General features: G+C 60.2%; 20 protein-coding genes. 12 read left to right on the forward strand and 8 right to left on the reverse strand.

Going from position 1 to position 15139, the window contains the following annotated elements:
* Position 1 precedes the first annotated feature (1 nt).
* The 6 genes from PSH94_RS21145 (at position 2) to PSH94_RS21170 (ending at position 3000) form a co-directional block, all read left to right on the forward strand.
* Entirely contained in the window at positions 2 to 562 is a 561-nt protein-coding gene (locus tag PSH94_RS21145) for an antibiotic biosynthesis monooxygenase (protein WP_181078771.1), read from the forward strand.
* Positions 563 to 619: 57 nt separating this feature from the next.
* Positions 620 to 1330 (forward strand): dihydromonapterin reductase, encoded by a 711-nt coding sequence (gene folM / locus PSH94_RS21150; RefSeq protein ID WP_305435698.1) that lies wholly within the window; start codon positions 620 to 622, stop codon positions 1328 to 1330.
* A 19-nt stretch (positions 1331 to 1349) separates the two neighbouring features.
* Positions 1350 to 1910, forward strand: a complete 561-nt coding sequence (folE, locus tag PSH94_RS21155) for a GTP cyclohydrolase I FolE (RefSeq protein ID WP_181078775.1) — start codon at positions 1350 to 1352, stop codon at positions 1908 to 1910.
* A gap of 2 nt (positions 1911 to 1912) precedes the next feature.
* Positions 1913 to 2284 (forward strand): dihydroneopterin triphosphate 2'-epimerase, encoded by a 372-nt coding sequence (gene folX, locus PSH94_RS21160; protein ID WP_003176029.1) that lies wholly within the window; start codon positions 1913 to 1915, stop codon positions 2282 to 2284.
* Positions 2285 to 2369: 85 nt separating this feature from the next.
* Entirely contained in the window at positions 2370 to 2666 is a 297-nt protein-coding gene (locus PSH94_RS21165; protein WP_181078777.1) for a DUF1244 domain-containing protein, read from the forward strand.
* Complete coding sequence (locus tag PSH94_RS21170) at positions 2659 to 3000, forward strand: HopJ type III effector protein (protein WP_305435700.1); 342 nt, start codon at positions 2659 to 2661, stop codon at positions 2998 to 3000. Before PSH94_RS21165 ends, PSH94_RS21170 begins: the two co-directional genes overlap by 8 nt.
* Positions 3001 to 3158: 158 nt before the next feature.
* Here PSH94_RS21170 and trxB read toward each other — a convergent pair whose 3' ends face one another.
* Positions 3159 to 4121 (reverse strand): thioredoxin-disulfide reductase, encoded by a 963-nt coding sequence (gene trxB / locus PSH94_RS21175; protein WP_181078780.1) that lies wholly within the window; start codon positions 4119 to 4121, stop codon positions 3159 to 3161.
* A 293-nt stretch (positions 4122 to 4414) separates the two neighbouring features.
* Here trxB and cysZ point away from each other — a divergent pair, with 293 nt between their 5' ends.
* The 3 genes from cysZ to PSH94_RS21190 all read left to right on the forward strand — a co-directional run bounded on the left by cysZ (position 4415) and on the right by PSH94_RS21190 (position 7283).
* Complete coding sequence (cysZ, locus tag PSH94_RS21180) at positions 4415 to 5182, forward strand: sulfate transporter CysZ (protein ID WP_181078782.1); 768 nt, start codon at positions 4415 to 4417, stop codon at positions 5180 to 5182.
* Positions 5183 to 5236: 54 nt separating this feature from the next.
* A complete protein-coding gene (locus tag PSH94_RS21185) occupies positions 5237 to 6415 on the forward strand; it encodes a glycosyltransferase family 1 protein (RefSeq protein ID WP_181078784.1) in 1179 nt (392 codons plus the stop codon).
* A 238-nt stretch (positions 6416 to 6653) separates the two neighbouring features.
* Positions 6654 to 7283, forward strand: a complete 630-nt coding sequence (locus PSH94_RS21190; protein ID WP_305435702.1) for a hypothetical protein — start codon at positions 6654 to 6656, stop codon at positions 7281 to 7283.
* Positions 7284 to 7418: 135 nt separating this feature from the next.
* Here PSH94_RS21190 and PSH94_RS21195 read toward each other — a convergent pair whose 3' ends face one another.
* The 7 genes from PSH94_RS21195 to rplU form a co-directional block, all read right to left on the reverse strand.
* On the reverse strand, positions 7419 to 8522 hold the full coding sequence (locus PSH94_RS21195; RefSeq protein WP_305435704.1) for an NADH:flavin oxidoreductase: 1104 nt from the start codon (positions 8520 to 8522) through the stop codon (positions 7419 to 7421).
* Between the two features lie 142 nt (positions 8523 to 8664).
* Positions 8665 to 9147, reverse strand: a complete 483-nt coding sequence (locus PSH94_RS21200; protein WP_253509332.1) for a glutathione peroxidase — start codon at positions 9145 to 9147, stop codon at positions 8665 to 8667.
* A 101-nt stretch (positions 9148 to 9248) separates the two neighbouring features.
* Positions 9249 to 9713 carry a CreA family protein gene (locus tag PSH94_RS21205; RefSeq protein ID WP_181078792.1) on the reverse strand — a complete coding sequence of 155 codons (465 nt, stop codon included), beginning with the start codon at positions 9711 to 9713 and terminating at the stop codon, positions 9249 to 9251.
* A gap of 15 nt (positions 9714 to 9728) precedes the next feature.
* Entirely contained in the window at positions 9729 to 10847 is a 1119-nt protein-coding gene (proB, locus tag PSH94_RS21210) for a glutamate 5-kinase (RefSeq protein WP_181078868.1), read from the reverse strand.
* 127 nt (positions 10848 to 10974) lie between these two features.
* On the reverse strand, positions 10975 to 12198 hold the full coding sequence (gene cgtA / locus PSH94_RS21215) for an Obg family GTPase CgtA (protein ID WP_010206489.1): 1224 nt from the start codon (positions 12196 to 12198) through the stop codon (positions 10975 to 10977).
* Positions 12199 to 12392: 194 nt separating this feature from the next.
* Positions 12393 to 12650: a 50S ribosomal protein L27 gene (gene rpmA / locus PSH94_RS21220; RefSeq protein WP_003176049.1), complete on the reverse strand. Its 258-nt coding sequence runs from the start codon at positions 12648 to 12650 to the stop codon at positions 12393 to 12395.
* Positions 12651 to 12684: 34 nt separating this feature from the next.
* Positions 12685 to 12999 (reverse strand): 50S ribosomal protein L21, encoded by a 315-nt coding sequence (rplU, locus tag PSH94_RS21225; RefSeq protein WP_003176051.1) that lies wholly within the window; start codon positions 12997 to 12999, stop codon positions 12685 to 12687.
* A 239-nt stretch (positions 13000 to 13238) separates the two neighbouring features.
* On the opposite strand from rplU, the gene PSH94_RS21230 reads away from it, so the two are divergent.
* From PSH94_RS21230 to PSH94_RS21240, 3 genes are all read left to right on the forward strand, one after another.
* A complete protein-coding gene (locus tag PSH94_RS21230; RefSeq protein ID WP_305435707.1) occupies positions 13239 to 14207 on the forward strand; it encodes a polyprenyl synthetase family protein in 969 nt (322 codons plus the stop codon).
* 118 nt (positions 14208 to 14325) lie between these two features.
* Positions 14326 to 14667, forward strand: a complete 342-nt coding sequence (locus PSH94_RS21235; RefSeq protein ID WP_181078794.1) for a zinc ribbon domain-containing protein YjdM — start codon at positions 14326 to 14328, stop codon at positions 14665 to 14667.
* A 160-nt stretch (positions 14668 to 14827) separates the two neighbouring features.
* Positions 14828 to 15085, forward strand: a complete 258-nt coding sequence (locus tag PSH94_RS21240; RefSeq protein ID WP_181078796.1) for a hypothetical protein — start codon at positions 14828 to 14830, stop codon at positions 15083 to 15085.
* Positions 15086 to 15139: the final 54 nt, after the last annotated feature.

A 15139-nucleotide genomic window follows, 5' to 3' on the forward strand; every position in this document is an offset into this window, starting at 1 on the left:
AATGTCTACCTCCCCCGTTACCCTGATGGTTGCGCGCCGCGTGGCCAAGGGACGCTATGAAGAACTGATGGCCTGGCTGCGCGAAGGCGAGCAATTGGCCACCGATTTTCCCGGTTACCTGGGCTCCGGCGTACTGGCGCCGCCGCCCAATGACGATGAGTTCCAGATCATTTTCCGCTTTGCCGATGAGCAAACCCTGCACGCCTGGGAGTTTTCCGCCTCGCGCAGTGCCTGGCTGGGCCGCGGCAGCGAGCTGTTTGCCGACCCGTCGGAGCATCGCGTGCGCGGCATCGACGGCTGGTTCGGCGCAGCAGGTGCGCGCCCACCGCGCTGGAAGCAGGCAGTGGCTATCTGGCTGGCGTTTTTTCCGGTGTCGCTGTTGTTCAACTTTGGCCTGGGGCCGCTGCTCAACGAGCTGGCCCTGGTGCCGCGCGTGCTGGTCAGTACCCTGGCACTCACGCCCTTGATGGTTTACCTGTTCATTCCCTTGTCGACCCACCTGCTGGCGAACTGGCTGCACCCCAGCCCACCGCCGGGCAAGCCTACCGAAGCGGCGGCGTAGGTACAGGGGCGCCGCGTCGCTGGTATGATTCGAGCCTGCCAGCGACGCGAGCCTCCCATGTCTGCAACGAACGCCCCGATCCTGATCACCGGTGCCGGCCAGCGTGTCGGCCTGCATTGTGCCCATCGCCTGCTGGACGAGGGCCAGCCAGTGATATTCAGTTACCGCAGCGAACGCCCCGGCGTTCAAGCCCTTCGTGACCGCGGTGCGGTCGGCCTGTTCGCTGATTTCTCCAGCGAGGCCGGGGTGCTGGCGTTTATCGCTCAGGTGAACACCCACACCCAAAGCCTGCGCGCGATCATTCACAACGCCTCGGCCTGGGTCGCCGAGACGCCGGGTGACGAGAGCCGCGCGTTTATCGACATGTTCAACGTGCACATGCTTGCGCCGTACTTGATCAACCTGCATTGTTCACCTTTGCTGCAACGTTCTTCACCGGCCGATATCGTGCATATCAGCGATGATGTGGTGCGCAAGGGCAGCCGCCAGCATATCGCCTATTGCGCCACCAAGGCCGGGCTCGACAGCCTCACGCTGTCGTTCGCCGCGCAGTTCGCGCCGCTGATCAAGGTCAACGGCATTGCGCCGGCGATGGTCATGTTCAACGAAGGTGACGATGCGGCCTACCGTGCCAGGGTGCTCGCCAAGTCGGCGCTGGGCATCGAACCCGGCCCCGACGTGATCTACCAGAGCGTGCGTTACCTGCTGGATAACCCTTATGTCACCGGTACCACCCTGACCGTCAACGGCGGGCGGCATATCAAGTAAGCCGTTTTGAGGATGTTGTATGACCTTTTCCCTGCCCCACCATTACCGCGAGATCCTCAAGGGCCTGGGCGAAGACCCGGAGCGCGAAGGCTTGCTCGACACCCCCAAGCGCGCCGCCAAAGCCATGCAATACCTGTGTCATGGCTACGAGCAGAACCTGGAAGAAATCGTCAACGGCGCGCTCTTCGCCTCCGACAACGACGAAATGGTGATCCTCAAGGACATCGAATTGTATTCACTGTGCGAGCATCACCTGCTGCCCTTTATCGGTAAGGCCCATGTGGCGTATATCCCGACCGGCCGGGTGCTGGGCCTGTCAAAGCTGGCGCGCATCGTCGACATGTTCGCCCGGCGCCTGCAGATCCAGGAAAACCTCACGCGGCAAATCGCCGATGCGATCCAGGAGGTAACCCAGGCCGCCGGCGTGGCCGTGGTGATCGAGGCCAAGCATATGTGCATGATGATGCGCGGCGTGGAAAAACAGAATTCAACCATGAACACCTCGGTGATGCTCGGCGCGTTCCGCGAGTCGAACACCACGCGCACGGAGTTCCTGCAACTGATTGGACGGAGCAAGTAGCAATGCCACAACTTCAACCAGGCATGGCGCGCATCCGGGTCAAGGACCTGTGCCTGCGCACCTATATCGGCATCAATGAGGACGAAATCCTCAACAAGCAGGACGTGCTGATCAACCTGACCATCCTGTATGCGGCCCAGGAAGCGGTGCGCGACAATGACATCGACCATGCCTTGAACTACCGCACCATCACCAAGGCAATCATTGCCCACGTCGAGGGCAACCGCTTTGCCCTGCTCGAGCGCCTGACCCAGGAACTGCTGGACCTGGTGATGAGCAATGAATCGGTGTTGTACGCCGAGGTCGAAGTGGACAAGCCCCATGCGCTGCGCTTTGCCGAATCGGTGTCGATAACGTTAGCTGCAAGCCGCTAGCTACAAGCTGCAGGCTAAAGGCCAACCCCATTCCAACTTGCAGCTTGAAGCTTACCCGCTTGAAGCTGCCTCGAAGAGCCCCGCTATGAACGATCAACAACGCCTCGAACTCGAAGCCGCCGCCTTCCGTCGCTTGGTAGCGCACCTGGACAGCCGCAAGGATGTGCAGAATATCGACCTGATGAACCTCGCCGGCTTCTGCCGCAACTGCCTGTCCAAGTGGTACAAGGCCGAGGCCGATGAGCGCCAGATCGAGCTGAGCCTCGATGACGCCCGTGAAGTGGTGTACGGCATGCCGTACGCCGAGTGGAAAGCTCAATACCAGAAAGAAGCCAGCGCCGAACAACAGGCGGCGTTCGCCAAAGGAAACTCCCATGACTGATCTCAATACCCTGCGCGCCAGCTTGAACAGCGGCGAGCACGTTTTTGCCGATACCCTGGCGTTCGTCGCGGCCGGTTACAATTACCAGCCGCAGGCCTTCACCAATGGCGAGGTAGAAAATGCTGCCGGGCAGAACGAAGGCTCGTGCAAAACCTTGGGTTTGGCCTTGCTGGAAGGCTTGAGCGACCAGCAAGCGCTGCTGGCGTTTGGGGAGCACTACCGCTCGGTGCTGGCGACGCCTGAGGGCAGTGACCATGCCAATATTCGCGCGTTGATTACCCATGGGTTGGCAGGCGTGAAATTTGCCGCACAACCCCTGGCCCGCAAATCCTGAGTCAGTTGCAGGTGAAAATGAGTTAGCTTGCCCCCGATAGCGGTATGTCAGTCACCGATGCATTGACCGAACCACTGCCATTGGGGCAAGTCTCTCCCACCTCTAAATGGCACCCATAAAAAAACCGGCCTCGCAGCCGGTTTTCTTATTTCAACGGTTTAGAACGCAGCATCCTTCAAACCGTCGAGGTAACGCTCGGCATCCAGAGCCGCCATGCAACCGGCGCCGGCCGAGGTGATGGCCTGGCGGTACACGTGGTCGGCCACATCGCCGGCAGCAAAGATGCCTTCGATGTTGGTGGCGGTGGCATTGCCTTCACGACCGCCCTTCACCACCAGGTAACCGTCCTTGGCTTCCAGCACGCCTTCGAACAGCGAGGTGTTCGGGGTGTGGCCGATAGCGATGAACACACCGTCGACTTTCAGCTCATCGAAGCTGCCGTCGTTGTTTTTCAAGCGAGCACCGGTCACGCCCATGTTGTCGCCCAGGACTTCGTCCAGGGTGGCGTTGAGCTTGAGGATGATCTTGCCTTCGGCGACACGGGCGTGCAGCTTGTCGATCAGGATCTTCTCGGCGCGGAACGTCTCACGGCGGTGGACCAGGGTCACAGTGCTGGCGATGTTGGCCAGGTACAGCGCCTCCTCCACGGCAGTGTTGCCGCCACCGACCACGGCGACCGGCTTGTTGCGGTAGAAGAAACCGTCGCAGGTGGCGCAGGCGGACACGCCTTTGCCCATGAACGCTTCTTCCGACGGCAGGCCCAGGTAGCGGGCGCTGGCACCGGTGGCAATGATCAGCGCGTCACAGGTGTACACGCCGCTGTCGCCGGTCAGGCTGTAAGGTTTCTTGGAGAAGTCGACCTTGTTGATGTGATCAAACACGATCTCGGTTTCAAAGCGCTCGGCGTGCTCTTTCATACGTTCCATCAACGCCGGGCCGGTCAGACCGTGGACATCGCCAGGCCAGTTGTCGACTTCGGTGGTGGTGGTCAGCTGACCGCCCGCCTGCATGCCGGTGATCAGCAACGGCTTGAGGTTGGCACGGGCGGCATAGACGGCAGCGCTGTAACCGGCAGGGCCGGAACCGAGAATAATCACTCGCGAATGACGGGTATCAGACATGACTCGCTCCTATCGACCGCCCGGACAACAAGACGGCTGGAATAAAAAAGGACCGCGAAGCACTTGGGGAAGGCTTGAACTCGCGGATCCTGAAAAATAATGGGTGCAGCGTATAGAGGGGGGCAAGATTAAGGAAATACGCAATAACAATCCAGCTCATAGGCGGTCTCTATGCAGTCGACATCCTTGATCGACGCCTTTGTTACCTTTGATGTCGTCACACTGACCGTGCTTTCGCCATGCCGGCAAAGCCGGTAAGGTCGGCGCGTTCGTCATTCTGCTCGGAGTACCTCATGCCCGCCCCTGCTCTTTCCGGCCCGCAATACCTGCGAGAAGGCCTCAAACTGGTGCTGAGCCCCGGCCTGCGGCTGTTTGTGCTGCTGCCGCTGGCGATCAACCTCGTGCTGTTCGTCGGGCTGATTTATTTTGCCGGCCATCAGTTCAGCCTGTGGGTCGACCAGTTGATGCCGACCCTGCCCGGCTGGCTGAGTTTTCTCAATTACCTGCTGTGGCCGCTGTTTGTGGTGCTGGTTGTGCTGATGGTGTTTTTCACCTTCACCCTGCTCGCCAACATCATCGCAGCGCCGTTCAATGGTTTCCTGGCGGAAAAGGTCGAAGTGGTGGTGCGTGGCACCGATGACTTCCCGCCGTTCAGCTGGAGCGAGCTGGTCGCCATGATCCCCCGCACCCTGGCCCGGGAAATGCGCAAGCTGGGCTACTTCCTGCCACGCGCCATCGGCCTGTTTATTCTGTCGTTTATCCCGGTGGTCAACTTGATTGCCGCGCCGCTGTGGCTGTTGTTCGGCGTGTGGATGATGGCGATCCAGTACATCGACTACCCGGCGGACAACCACAAACTGGGCTGGAACGAAATGCTCGCCTGGCTGCGTCAGAAGCGCTGGCAGAGCTTGAGCTTCGGCGGCGTCGTCTACCTGGTGCTGCTGGTGCCGGTGGTCAATTTGCTGATGATGCCGGCGGCGGTGGCCGGCGCCACGTTATTCTGGGTGCGTGAACAAGGCGCCGAAACGATGGTGCGCCAAGCAAAAGTGACCCGGTCATAAATCCATCATACCGATGACACATTGACGACATGGCCCACAGCGAGACTGGGGGTCATGACGACAGCTTCGCTTCACATCACCCTGATTACCGAAACCTTCCCGCCAGAGATCAACGGGGTGGCCAATACCCTTGGCCGCCTGTGTGATGGCTTGCGCGCCCGCGGCCATCTAATCGAACTGGTGCGTCCGCGACAGGGCGTTGATCAGAGCCGTCCCAGCGACGACCAATTGCTGCTGTGCCGCGGCTGGCCTCTGCCCGGCTATCCGGGTTTGCAGTGGGGTCAGTCGTCGATGCACAAGTTGCTGCGACGCTGGACGCGCCAACGCCCTGATGTGCTGTACATCGCCACGGAAGGCCCGCTGGGGCTGTCGGCGCTGCGGGCCGCGCGGCGCCTGGGGATCAGTGTGGTGAGCGGCTTCCACACCAATTTCCAGCAGTACTCGAACCAGTACGGTCTGAGCCTGTTGAGCCGGATGGTCACGCACTACCTGCGCTGGTTTCATAACCGCTCCGACTTGACGTTGGTGCCCAGTGCCAGCCAGCGCCTGGAGCTGGAGCGCCGGCATTTCGAACGCCTGGGCATGTTGTCGCGCGGGGTCGACAGCCAGCTGTTCCACCCGGCCAAGCGCGACAATGCCCTGCGGGAAAGCTGGGGGCTGGCCAATGATGACGTGGCGGTGCTGCACGTCGGTCGGTTGGCCCAGGAAAAAAACCTGGGCCTGCTCAAGCGCTGTTTTGAGTCATTGCGCGCAACTTATCCACAGCGCCGACTGAAATTGATCATCGTCGGCGATGGCCCGCAACGGGCCCAGTTGGAGCGCGATCTTCCCGACGCGATCTTCTGCGGCAGCCAGCGCGGAGAAAGCCTGGCACAGCATTACGCGTGCGGCGACCTGTTCCTGTTTCCCAGCCTGACCGAAACCTTCGGCAATGTGGTGCTGGAGGCCATGGCCTCTGGCTTGGGCGTAGTGGCATACGACCAGGCGGCCGCAACCCAGCACATTCGCCACGGTTACAGCGGCGCATTGGCGATGCCAGGGGATGAAGATGCCTTTTGCGACGCGGCCAACTGGCTGCTTGAAGAAAGCGAACACTTGCGCAGGGCGCGTCTGAATGCACGCCAGCATGCCAGCCGCCAAGGCTGGCCAGCGATCATCGAGCAATTCGAGAACCAGTTACGCGATGTGTGCGGGGAGCATTTGACGGTGCCAACGCTGCCCTACGTTCGTTGAACGCTCCGCAAATGACGTAAGCCCGTTCGCCCTCCTGCCTCTGCTGCGCCTGGGTTCTGGCCTCTGCACGGGGAATCTCGCCTTGAGGCCGCACGAATCGGCGCACCACAACAGGATATTTCTGGAACGGTGTGCGAATCAGCGCCACCTAGATGACACCTGCCATCCGATGGTGTTTCCCAGCGAAACACGCTCGAACCAGGCAGGCCATCGATACTGGACATTGATAGAGAGCGCTATGTCGACACTGATAAATGGGTCATTCACGCTGCATCCTCAGCCCTCCCACACTCAAGGGGAGTTGCAGATACGCCCGTCCCCGAACGGCTCGTCGAACCCTTCCCACGGCGCAAGCCATGGCTGGAACCGCCCGCAACCGCAACGCCCCGCCAATGCTTGGCAAACTGCGCATGACGACAGGCAACGCCCGCCCCACAACGGTGGCTATCGCCCCTACACCGTGCGCCCTGAAAACACCTGGCAACCAGAGCACAACGGCGGGCAACGCCCACCTCATAACGGCGGCTATCGCCCCTACGCCGTGCGCCCTGAAAACACCTGGCAGCCCGAGCACAACGGCGGGCAACGCCCACCTCACAACGGTGGCTATCGCCCCTATGCCGTGCGCCCTGAAAACACCTGGCAACCAGAGCACAACGGCGGGCAACGCCCACCTCACAACGGCGGCTATCGCCCCTACGCCGTGCGCCCTGAAAACACCTGGCAGCCCGAGCACAACGGCGGGCAACGTCCACCCTACGACGGTGGCTATCACTTGCGGCAAGCTGACAGACCTTCACTGCCTGACCACACGCCTTACTATCAAAGGGCGTATTCCAACCAACCCGACGACACTTATTGGGCTTAACCAATAAAGGCTTAACACAAGACCTCAGGCCGCAAGGCCAGTCGGCCTGACGAGAAGCGGGGGGCGGATATTCAATACCCGCCCCCCGTTTAAGACTGCCACTGACGTGATCCTCAAGCGCGGCTCTGTTGAGTTCTACACCAGTGTCGTCAACGCCTCACGACTGAACGGCAGGATGTCGCCTTCGCGCCCTTCACGCACTTTCGACGCCCAGTCCGGATCCACCAACAGTGCGCGACCCACGGCGACCAAGTCGAATTCATCGTTATTCAGACGCTCCAGCAATTTTTCCAGGCTTGCAGGTTGAGCGACCTTATCGGTATTGACCATAAACTGCAGGAACTCGCCATCCAGGCCGACGCTGCCTACGGTGATAGTCGGTTTACCGGTGAGCTGACGGGTCCAGCCGGCCAGGTTGAGATCTGAACCTTCAAACTCCGGCTCCCAGAAACGCCGCGTGGAGCAGTGGAAAATATCCACACCCGCGTCCGACAAAGGCTTGAGAAATTCACCCAATGCTTCAGGGGTGTGCACCAGCCGCGCGGTGTAGTCCTGCTGCTTCCATTGCGAAAACCGGAAGATGATCGGAAAGTCCGGGCCGACGGCTGCGCGGGTGGCCTGGATCAGTTCGATGGCAAAACGCGAGCGGTTGGCCAGGCTACCGCCATATTCGTCGGTGCGCTGGTTGCTGCCGTCCCAGAAGAACTGGTCCACTAAATAGCCGTGGGCACCGTGGATTTCCACGCCGTCCATGCCGATGCGCTGGGCATCTTTGGCCGCTTGGGCGAAGGCACCGATCACCTCCTTGATGTCCTGGACGGTCATGCCGTGGACAACCACATTGCCATCCTTAAGTTTTTCCATCGGCCCGTAGGCCGGCACGCTGGCGTCAGGTTCGGTGCCAAGGCGACGCACGCTGCCCACATGCCATAACTGCGGAACGATCTTGCCGCCCTCGGCGTGCACTGCATCGACCACGGTCTTCCAGCCGGCCAGGGCGGCTTCGCCGTAGAAGTGTGGGACGTTGGGGTAGCCATTGGACGCTTGATGCCCGACCACTGTGCCCTCGGTGATGATCAGGCCCACACCGGCGGCCGCGCGTCGACGGTAGTACTCGACGACCTTGGCATTGGGCACGCCACCGGGCGAGAACGAACGGGTCATTGGCGCCATGACCACGCGGGTCGACAGTTGCAGTGCACCGAGCTGGAAAGGTTTGAACAAGGCTTGGGCAGGCATGGGAGCACTCCACGAAGGTCTGAATTATGACGTGGATAATATGGGCGGCGTTGCGCGCTGAGTAGCACTATTGATCTGGGTGATTAAAGCTTAGAAATGACGGACACCTGCAGGAGCGCATTGGCGCCTGCAGGTCAGGGAATCAGGCCAAGGCTTTTTCGATGGCCTGAACGACGGTGGGATCATCCGGTGCCGTGCGCGGCGAGAAGCGCGCAAGCACGCGACCATCCTTGCCCAACAGGAATTTCTCGAAGTTCCAGGTGATATCGCCCGGAAACTCAGCGCCCTCCCCCGCGAGGATACGGTACAGCTGGTGACGCTCCGGGCCATTGGCTTCAATCTTGCTGGCCAGTGGGAAAGTCACCCCATAGTTCAGGCTGCAGAAGTCCTGGATTTCCCGTTCGGTGCCCGGCTCCTGGCCCGCAAACTGGTTGCAAGGCAGGCCGAGCACGGTGAACCCCTTGGCCTTGTATTGCTGATAAAGGTTTTCCAACGCCGCGTATTGCGGGGTTAAACCGCACTTGGATGCGACGTTGACCACCAGCACAACTTGCCCCTTGAAACGCGCCAGCGGCAGCTCTTGCCCGTCCAGAGCTTTGAGTTTCAGGTCGTGGAAAACACTCATGACGAACTCCAGATATCCCATATTCTTTGCATTGCGGCGTTTCGAGATTACAGACCGCAAGCTTGGAATCATAGACGCCGATGACAAAACTCGCCCGCCGGTTACTGAGCGGTCGGCCACGGCAAAATCGGAATGGCCGTCACCGCGTTCTGCGGGCTGCCTTCGATCAGGCGGTCGCTGTAGACCAGGTACACCAGGGTATTGCGCTTCTTGTCGAGGAAGCGCACCACCTGCATGGTTTTGAACACCAGCGAGGTGCGTTCCTTGAAGACTTCGTCGCCGTCCTTGAGTTCGCCCTTGAAGCGAATCGGCCCTACCTGGCGGCAGGCGATAGAGGCTTCGGCGCGGTCTTCGGCCAGGCCCAGCCCGCCCTTCACGCCGCCGGTCTTGGCGCGCGAGAGGTAGCAGGTCACACCGTCGACCTTGGGGTCATCGAACGCTTCGACCACGATTCGATCGTTGGGGCCGACAAACTTGAACACTGTCGACACTTGGCCGATTTCTTCGGCCGAGGCCAGCAGGGGCATGGCCACCAGCAGGCCGAGCAATCCTTTCAGTACGCGCATTGTGTATTCCTTTGGTTAAACCAGGATCAGGTTATCGCGGTGCACCAGTTCCGGTTCCGCCATGTAACCCAATAGACCGACAATCGCGTCGGACGGCTGCCCGATGATCTTCTGCGCTTCCAGGGCACTGTAATTGGCCAGACCACGGGCGATCTCGCGACCATCCGGCGCCACGCACACCACCATCTCGCCACGGCGGAAACTGCCCTGCACCAACTTGACGCCGACCGGCAGCAGGCTTTTGTTGCCTTGGGACAACGCCGAAACCGCGCCGTCGTCCAGCACCAGGGTGCCACGGGTTTGCAGATGCCCCGCCAGCCACTGCTTGCGTGCCGCCAGCATGCCGCGCTCCGGCGACAGCAGCGTGCCGATGCGTTCGCCGGCCTTGAGACGGTCCAGCACGCGCTCCAGGCGCCCACCGACAATGATCGTGTGCGCGCCGGAACGGGCGGCCAGGCGCGCGGCACGCAGCTTGGTCTGCATGCCACCGCGGCCCAGGGCGCCGCCGACGCTGCCGGCCACGGCATCGAGCGCCGGGTCGTCGGCACGCGCTTCATAAATGAGCTGCGCATCGGGGTTGTTGCGCGGGTCGGCGTCGAACATGCCGTCGCGGTCGGTGAGGATCACCAGCAGGTCGGCTTCCACCAGGTTGGCCACCAGCGCGGCCAGGGTGTCGTTGTCGCCGAAGCGGATTTCGTCGGTGACCACCGTGTCGTTCTCGTTGATCACCGGGATCACCTTAAGCTCCACCAGCGCGCGCAAGGTGCTGCGGGCATTGAGGTAGCGCTTGCGGTCGGACAGGTCGTCGTGGGTCAGCAGGATCTGCGCGGTGTGGCGACCATGCTCGGCAAAGCTCGATTCCCAGGCCTGCACCAGGCCCATCTGACCGATGGCGGCCGCGGCCTGCAGCTCGTGCATCGCGCTGGGTCGCGCGGTCCAGCCGAGGCGGCTCATCCCGGCGGCAACCGCTCCGGACGACACCAGCACCAACTCCACGCCCGCTTCATGCAAGGCCACCATTTGCTCGACCCAGACGCTCATGGCTGCGCGATCCAGACCCTTGCCATCGGCCGTCAGCAACGCACTGCCGATCTTTACGACCCAGCGCTGCGCACCTGTCACTTTGCTCCGCATCATCTTCAACCTTAGAGTGAGGGCCGCGCGACCCAGCGCCGCCCATAACGTTATTCGTGACTGCTTTAAAGACTACAGATACCAAAACGCCGCTCGAGTGAGCGGCGCTTAAGTTTACTGCAACGAATCAGTCGCGCACGTAAATGATTTCCGGACCGTCTTCGTCATCCACGTCTTCTTCGTCCCAATCATCGTCACCGATGTCATGAACCGACTTCACGCCGCTGCGACGCAGGGCACGCTGGTCGTCCAGGGCCTGCAGCTGGGCGCGGGCCTCGTCTTCGATGCGCTGGTCGAGTTCGGCCAGTTCGGCTTTGAACACCGGATCGGCGGCCAGGCGGTCGGCACGGTCTTCCAGGTAGCGCATGATGTCGCGCGTCAGGCGCTCGGTGCCTTCTTTGGCAATGGCCGAGATCACGTAGACGGGACCTTCCCACTCCAGGCGGTCGACGATTTCCTTGACGCGCTCTTCATGCTCTTCTTCGAGAATCTGGTCGCACTTGTTCAGTACCAGCCAACGATCACGCTCGGCCAGCGACGGGCTGAATTTGGTCAGCTCGCTGACGATCACTTCGGCGGCGTCCGGTGCGCTGGTGTCATCCAGCGGCGCCATGTCGACGAGGTGCAGCAGCAAACGGGTGCGGGACAAGTGCTTGAGGAAGCGGATACCCAGGCCCGCACCGTCGGAAGCGCCTTCGATCAAGCCGGGAATGTCGGCGATTACGAAGCTTTTCCAGCGATCGACGCTGACCACGCCCAGGTTGGGTACCAGGGTGGTGAACGGATAGTCGGCAACTTTCGGCTTGGCGGCCGATACCGAACGGATAAAGGTGCTCTTGCCGGCGTTCGGCAGGCCCAGCAGGCCCACATCCGCCAGCACTTTCATTTCCAGCTTGAGGTCGCGCTGCTCGCCCGGCTTGCCCGGCGTGGTCTGGCGCGGCGCACGGTTGGTACTGGACTTGAATCGGGTGTTCCCCAGACCGTGCCAGCCGCCCTGCACGACCATCAGCTTCTGGCCGGCCTTGGTCAGGTCGCCGATCACTTCCTGGGTCGCGGAATCGATGATCGTGGTGCCGACCGGTACGCGCAGGACCAGATCTTCACCTTTCTTACCGGTGCAGTCAGTGCTGCCACCGTTGGAGCCGCGCTCGGCATCGAAGTGCCGTGTGTAGCGGTAGTCGACCAGGGTGTTGAGGTTTTCGTCGGCCATCATGTAGATGGAACCGCCGTCACCGCCGTCGCCACCGTTGGGGCCACCGTTTTCGATGAATTTTTCGCGACGGAAACTCATGCAACCGTTACCGCCGTCGCCTGCTTTTACTCGGATGGAAACTTCATCAACGAACTTCATAACAAAACGCCTCTCGTCGCATGGACGAGCTTAAGAAACCAAGACATAAGACTCTTGCAAAAATGAGCGCAGCGACCTCAAGCAACATCCGCAAAATCCGCTGCTTTTGCCCATCACAAACAGCTTTGCAAGAGACTCATTCCACAAACGAAAAAGCCCCGTCGCAAGACAGGGCTTTTCCAGCGATCGCGCAATTAAGCGGCGACAACGCTCACGTAACGGCGGTTGAACGCGCCTTTTACTTCAAACTTGATCACGCCTTCGATTTTCGCGAAGAGGGTGTGATCTTTACCCATGCCAACACCGTAACCGGCGTGGAATTGGGTGCCGCGCTGACGCACGATGATGTTGCCCGGAATGATTTTCTGGCCGCCATACATCTTCACGCCAAGGCGTTTGGCTTCTGAGTCGCGACCGTTACGGGTACTACCACCAGCTTTTTTGTGTGCCATGAGTCAATTCTCCTAGTGAGGAATTAGGCTGAAATTAAGCCTGAATACCGGTGATTTTGATCTCGGTGTACCACTGGCGGTGGCCCATACGCTTCATGTGGTGCTTACGACGACGGAACTTGATGATGCGGACTTTATCGTGACGACCTTGGGAGATCACTTCAGCCACAACGGTAGCGCCAGCAACAACTGGAGCGCCAATGTTCACGTCATCGCCATTGGCGACCAACAGAACGCGATCAAAGGTAACGGATTCGCCGGTAGCGATTTCCAGTTTTTCGATCTTCAGGTATTCACCTGGGGCGACCTTGTATTGCTTGCCACCAGTAACAATTACTGCGTACGACATGGTATTTCTCCGATAATCCTGCTCACCCAGCGCTTTATAAGAAGAGGTATTGGCTGGCATGGCTGCATGGGATGGACGTCCCTAATGCAATTGCGTAAGGCAGGTGCTGCCCAGGAAGTTCAGGGTGCGCGATTGTACGCAAGGTAAATAGGTGTTGCAAGTGGCCGTCCATCGCGCCTTGACACTCGGGGGCCTGGGTCCTAGCATGCCGCGCAACCCTTCTGGAGCGACTGTCGCTGATGCAACCCCAAGCTTTCTACCGCGCGGTCGCGGACGATTTTAGCGCCGTCGACGGCATCATCAAGCAGCAGCTCACATCTAAAGTGCCGCTGGTCTCCAAAATTGGCGACTACATTACGTCGGCGGGTGGCAAACGCCTGCGTCCTTTATTAGTGTTGCTGTGCGGCAAGGCCCTGGGCCGCGAAGGCGACGATCTGCGCCTGCTGGCTGCCACGATTGAATTCCTGCATACCGCCACCCTGCTGCATGACGACGTGGTCGACATGTCCGGCATGCGCCGTGGCCGCGAAACCGCCAATGCCATGTGGGGCAACGCGCCCAGTGTGCTGGTGGGTGATTTCCTGTATTCGCGCTCGTTCGAAATGATGGTCGAGCTGGGCTCGATGCCGGTCATGAAGATCCTGTCGCAAGCCACGCGCATCATCGCCGAAGGCGAAGTGCTGCAGTTGTCCAAGGTACGTGACGCCAGCACCACCGAAGAAACCTATATGGAAGTGATTCGCGGCAAAACCGCGATGCTCTTCGAAGCCTCCACCCATAGTGCCGCCGCGCTGTGTGGCGCGACCGCCGAACAGGCCGAAGCCCTGCGCACCTTCGGTGATCACCTGGGCGTGGCATTCCAATTGGTGGACGACCTGCTCGACTACCGTGGCGACGCCGAAACCCTGGGCAAGAACGTCGGCGACGACCTGGCCGAAGGCAAGCCGACCCTGCCGCTGATCTACACCATGCGCGAAGGCACGCCGGAACAGGCTGCGCTGGTGCGCAAGGCGATTCAGAAAGGTGGGATCGAAGACCTGGAAAGCATCCGTGCGGCCGTCGAGGCCTCGGGCTCGCTGGACTACACCGCGCAACTGGCCCGTGACTACGTGGCCCGTGCAATCAAATGCCTGGAAGCCCTCCCGGCCAGCGAATACAGGGACGCCCTGGTTGAGCTGAGTGAGTTTGCGGTGGCACGCACTCAATAAATCACATTGATGCGGGAGGAGCGTACCTCCTCCCACATTTAGATTTCATTCAACCTGCAAGACCGTAAATCCCTATACAATGTGCGACTTTAGCCATCCTGACCTTTAAGGAGCGCAAGTGAGCACTTTGCCACCCTGCCCGAAATGCAATTCCGAATACACCTATGAAGACGGCACCCAACTGGTCTGCCCGGAATGCGCCCATGAATGGTCCGCTAACGGTGAGACCGAAGCGGCCGGCGATGAAACCGTGAAGAAAGACTCCGTGGGTAACGTGCTGCAGGACGGCGACACCATCACCGTGATCAAAGACCTCAAGGTCAAGGGCACCTCCCTGGTGGTGAAAGTCGGTACCAAGGTGAAAAACATCCGCCTGTGCGACGGCGACCACGATATCGATTGCAAGATCGACGGTATCGGCCCGATGAAACTCAAATCAGAGTTCGTGCGCAAAGTCTGAATATGCTGCTTCCATCCCGCGCCCGTCGCGGGATGGCGTTTCGCCCTCTGCGTTGATCGAACGCAACACCCCTTCAGAAAAAACCAAAAACCGCCAATAGGCACTTGCTATTCAGCGAATAAGAATTATTCTCATTGAAACCCATCAAGGAGAATTGACCATGACTTATTTGATAGACGCCTGGCTGGATCGCCCACACCCTTACCTGCGAATCCTGCATCGGGAAACCGGCGAAGTCTGTGCAGTGCTTGAAGAAGAAGCATTGAGTGAACTGCAGGACCAGGGCGACCTGGACGTCAATGGCCTGAGTTCGAGCGAACCCGGTGTGCTGAAGGAGGTGGTGCGTAATTTGTTTCTGTTCTGCTATGCCCGAGCGTTGCGCCCGGCCACGGAAATCAATGGCAAGTTTCATCCATGAGCCATGCTGAAGAACCCTGTAGGAGCGGGCTGGCTCGCCCCTACAGGTAATCAG

Source organism: Pseudomonas sp. FP2254, assembly GCF_030687695.1.
Taxonomy (GTDB): domain Bacteria; phylum Pseudomonadota; class Gammaproteobacteria; order Pseudomonadales; family Pseudomonadaceae; genus Aquipseudomonas; species Aquipseudomonas quebecensis.

Bases quoted from the DNA above. Each gene is read 5' to 3' on its own strand.
- PSH94_RS21145 (WP_181078771.1), top strand. From the start codon at position 2: ATGTCTACCTCCCCCGTTACCCTGATGGTTGCGCGCCGCGTGGCCAAG.
- folM (WP_305435698.1), top strand. From the start codon at position 620: ATGTCTGCAACGAACGCCCCGATCCTGATCACCGGTGCCGGCCAGCGT.
- folE (WP_181078775.1), top strand. From the start codon at position 1,350: ATGACCTTTTCCCTGCCCCACCATTACCGCGAGATCCTCAAGGGCCTG.
- folX (WP_003176029.1), top strand. From the start codon at position 1,913: ATGCCACAACTTCAACCAGGCATGGCGCGCATCCGGGTCAAGGACCTG.
- PSH94_RS21165 (WP_181078777.1), top strand. From the start codon at position 2,370: ATGAACGATCAACAACGCCTCGAACTCGAAGCCGCCGCCTTCCGTCGC.
- PSH94_RS21170 (WP_305435700.1), top strand. From the start codon at position 2,659: ATGACTGATCTCAATACCCTGCGCGCCAGCTTGAACAGCGGCGAGCAC.
- trxB (WP_181078780.1), bottom strand. From the start codon at position 4,121: ATGTCTGATACCCGTCATTCGCGAGTGATTATTCTCGGTTCCGGCCCT.
- cysZ (WP_181078782.1), top strand. From the start codon at position 4,415: ATGCCCGCCCCTGCTCTTTCCGGCCCGCAATACCTGCGAGAAGGCCTC.
- PSH94_RS21185 (WP_181078784.1), top strand. From the start codon at position 5,237: ATGACGACAGCTTCGCTTCACATCACCCTGATTACCGAAACCTTCCCG.
- PSH94_RS21190 (WP_305435702.1), top strand. From the start codon at position 6,654: ATGTCGACACTGATAAATGGGTCATTCACGCTGCATCCTCAGCCCTCC.
- PSH94_RS21195 (WP_305435704.1), bottom strand. From the start codon at position 8,522: ATGCCTGCCCAAGCCTTGTTCAAACCTTTCCAGCTCGGTGCACTGCAA.
- PSH94_RS21200 (WP_253509332.1), bottom strand. From the start codon at position 9,147: ATGAGTGTTTTCCACGACCTGAAACTCAAAGCTCTGGACGGGCAAGAG.
- PSH94_RS21205 (WP_181078792.1), bottom strand. From the start codon at position 9,713: ATGCGCGTACTGAAAGGATTGCTCGGCCTGCTGGTGGCCATGCCCCTG.
- proB (WP_181078868.1), bottom strand. From the start codon at position 10,847: ATGCGGAGCAAAGTGACAGGTGCGCAGCGCTGGGTCGTAAAGATCGGC.
- cgtA (WP_010206489.1), bottom strand. From the start codon at position 12,198: ATGAAGTTCGTTGATGAAGTTTCCATCCGAGTAAAAGCAGGCGACGGC.
- rpmA (WP_003176049.1), bottom strand. From the start codon at position 12,650: ATGGCACACAAAAAAGCTGGTGGTAGTACCCGTAACGGTCGCGACTCA.
- rplU (WP_003176051.1), bottom strand. From the start codon at position 12,999: ATGTCGTACGCAGTAATTGTTACTGGTGGCAAGCAATACAAGGTCGCC.
- PSH94_RS21230 (WP_305435707.1), top strand. From the start codon at position 13,239: ATGCAACCCCAAGCTTTCTACCGCGCGGTCGCGGACGATTTTAGCGCC.
- PSH94_RS21240 (WP_181078796.1), top strand. From the start codon at position 14,828: ATGACTTATTTGATAGACGCCTGGCTGGATCGCCCACACCCTTACCTG.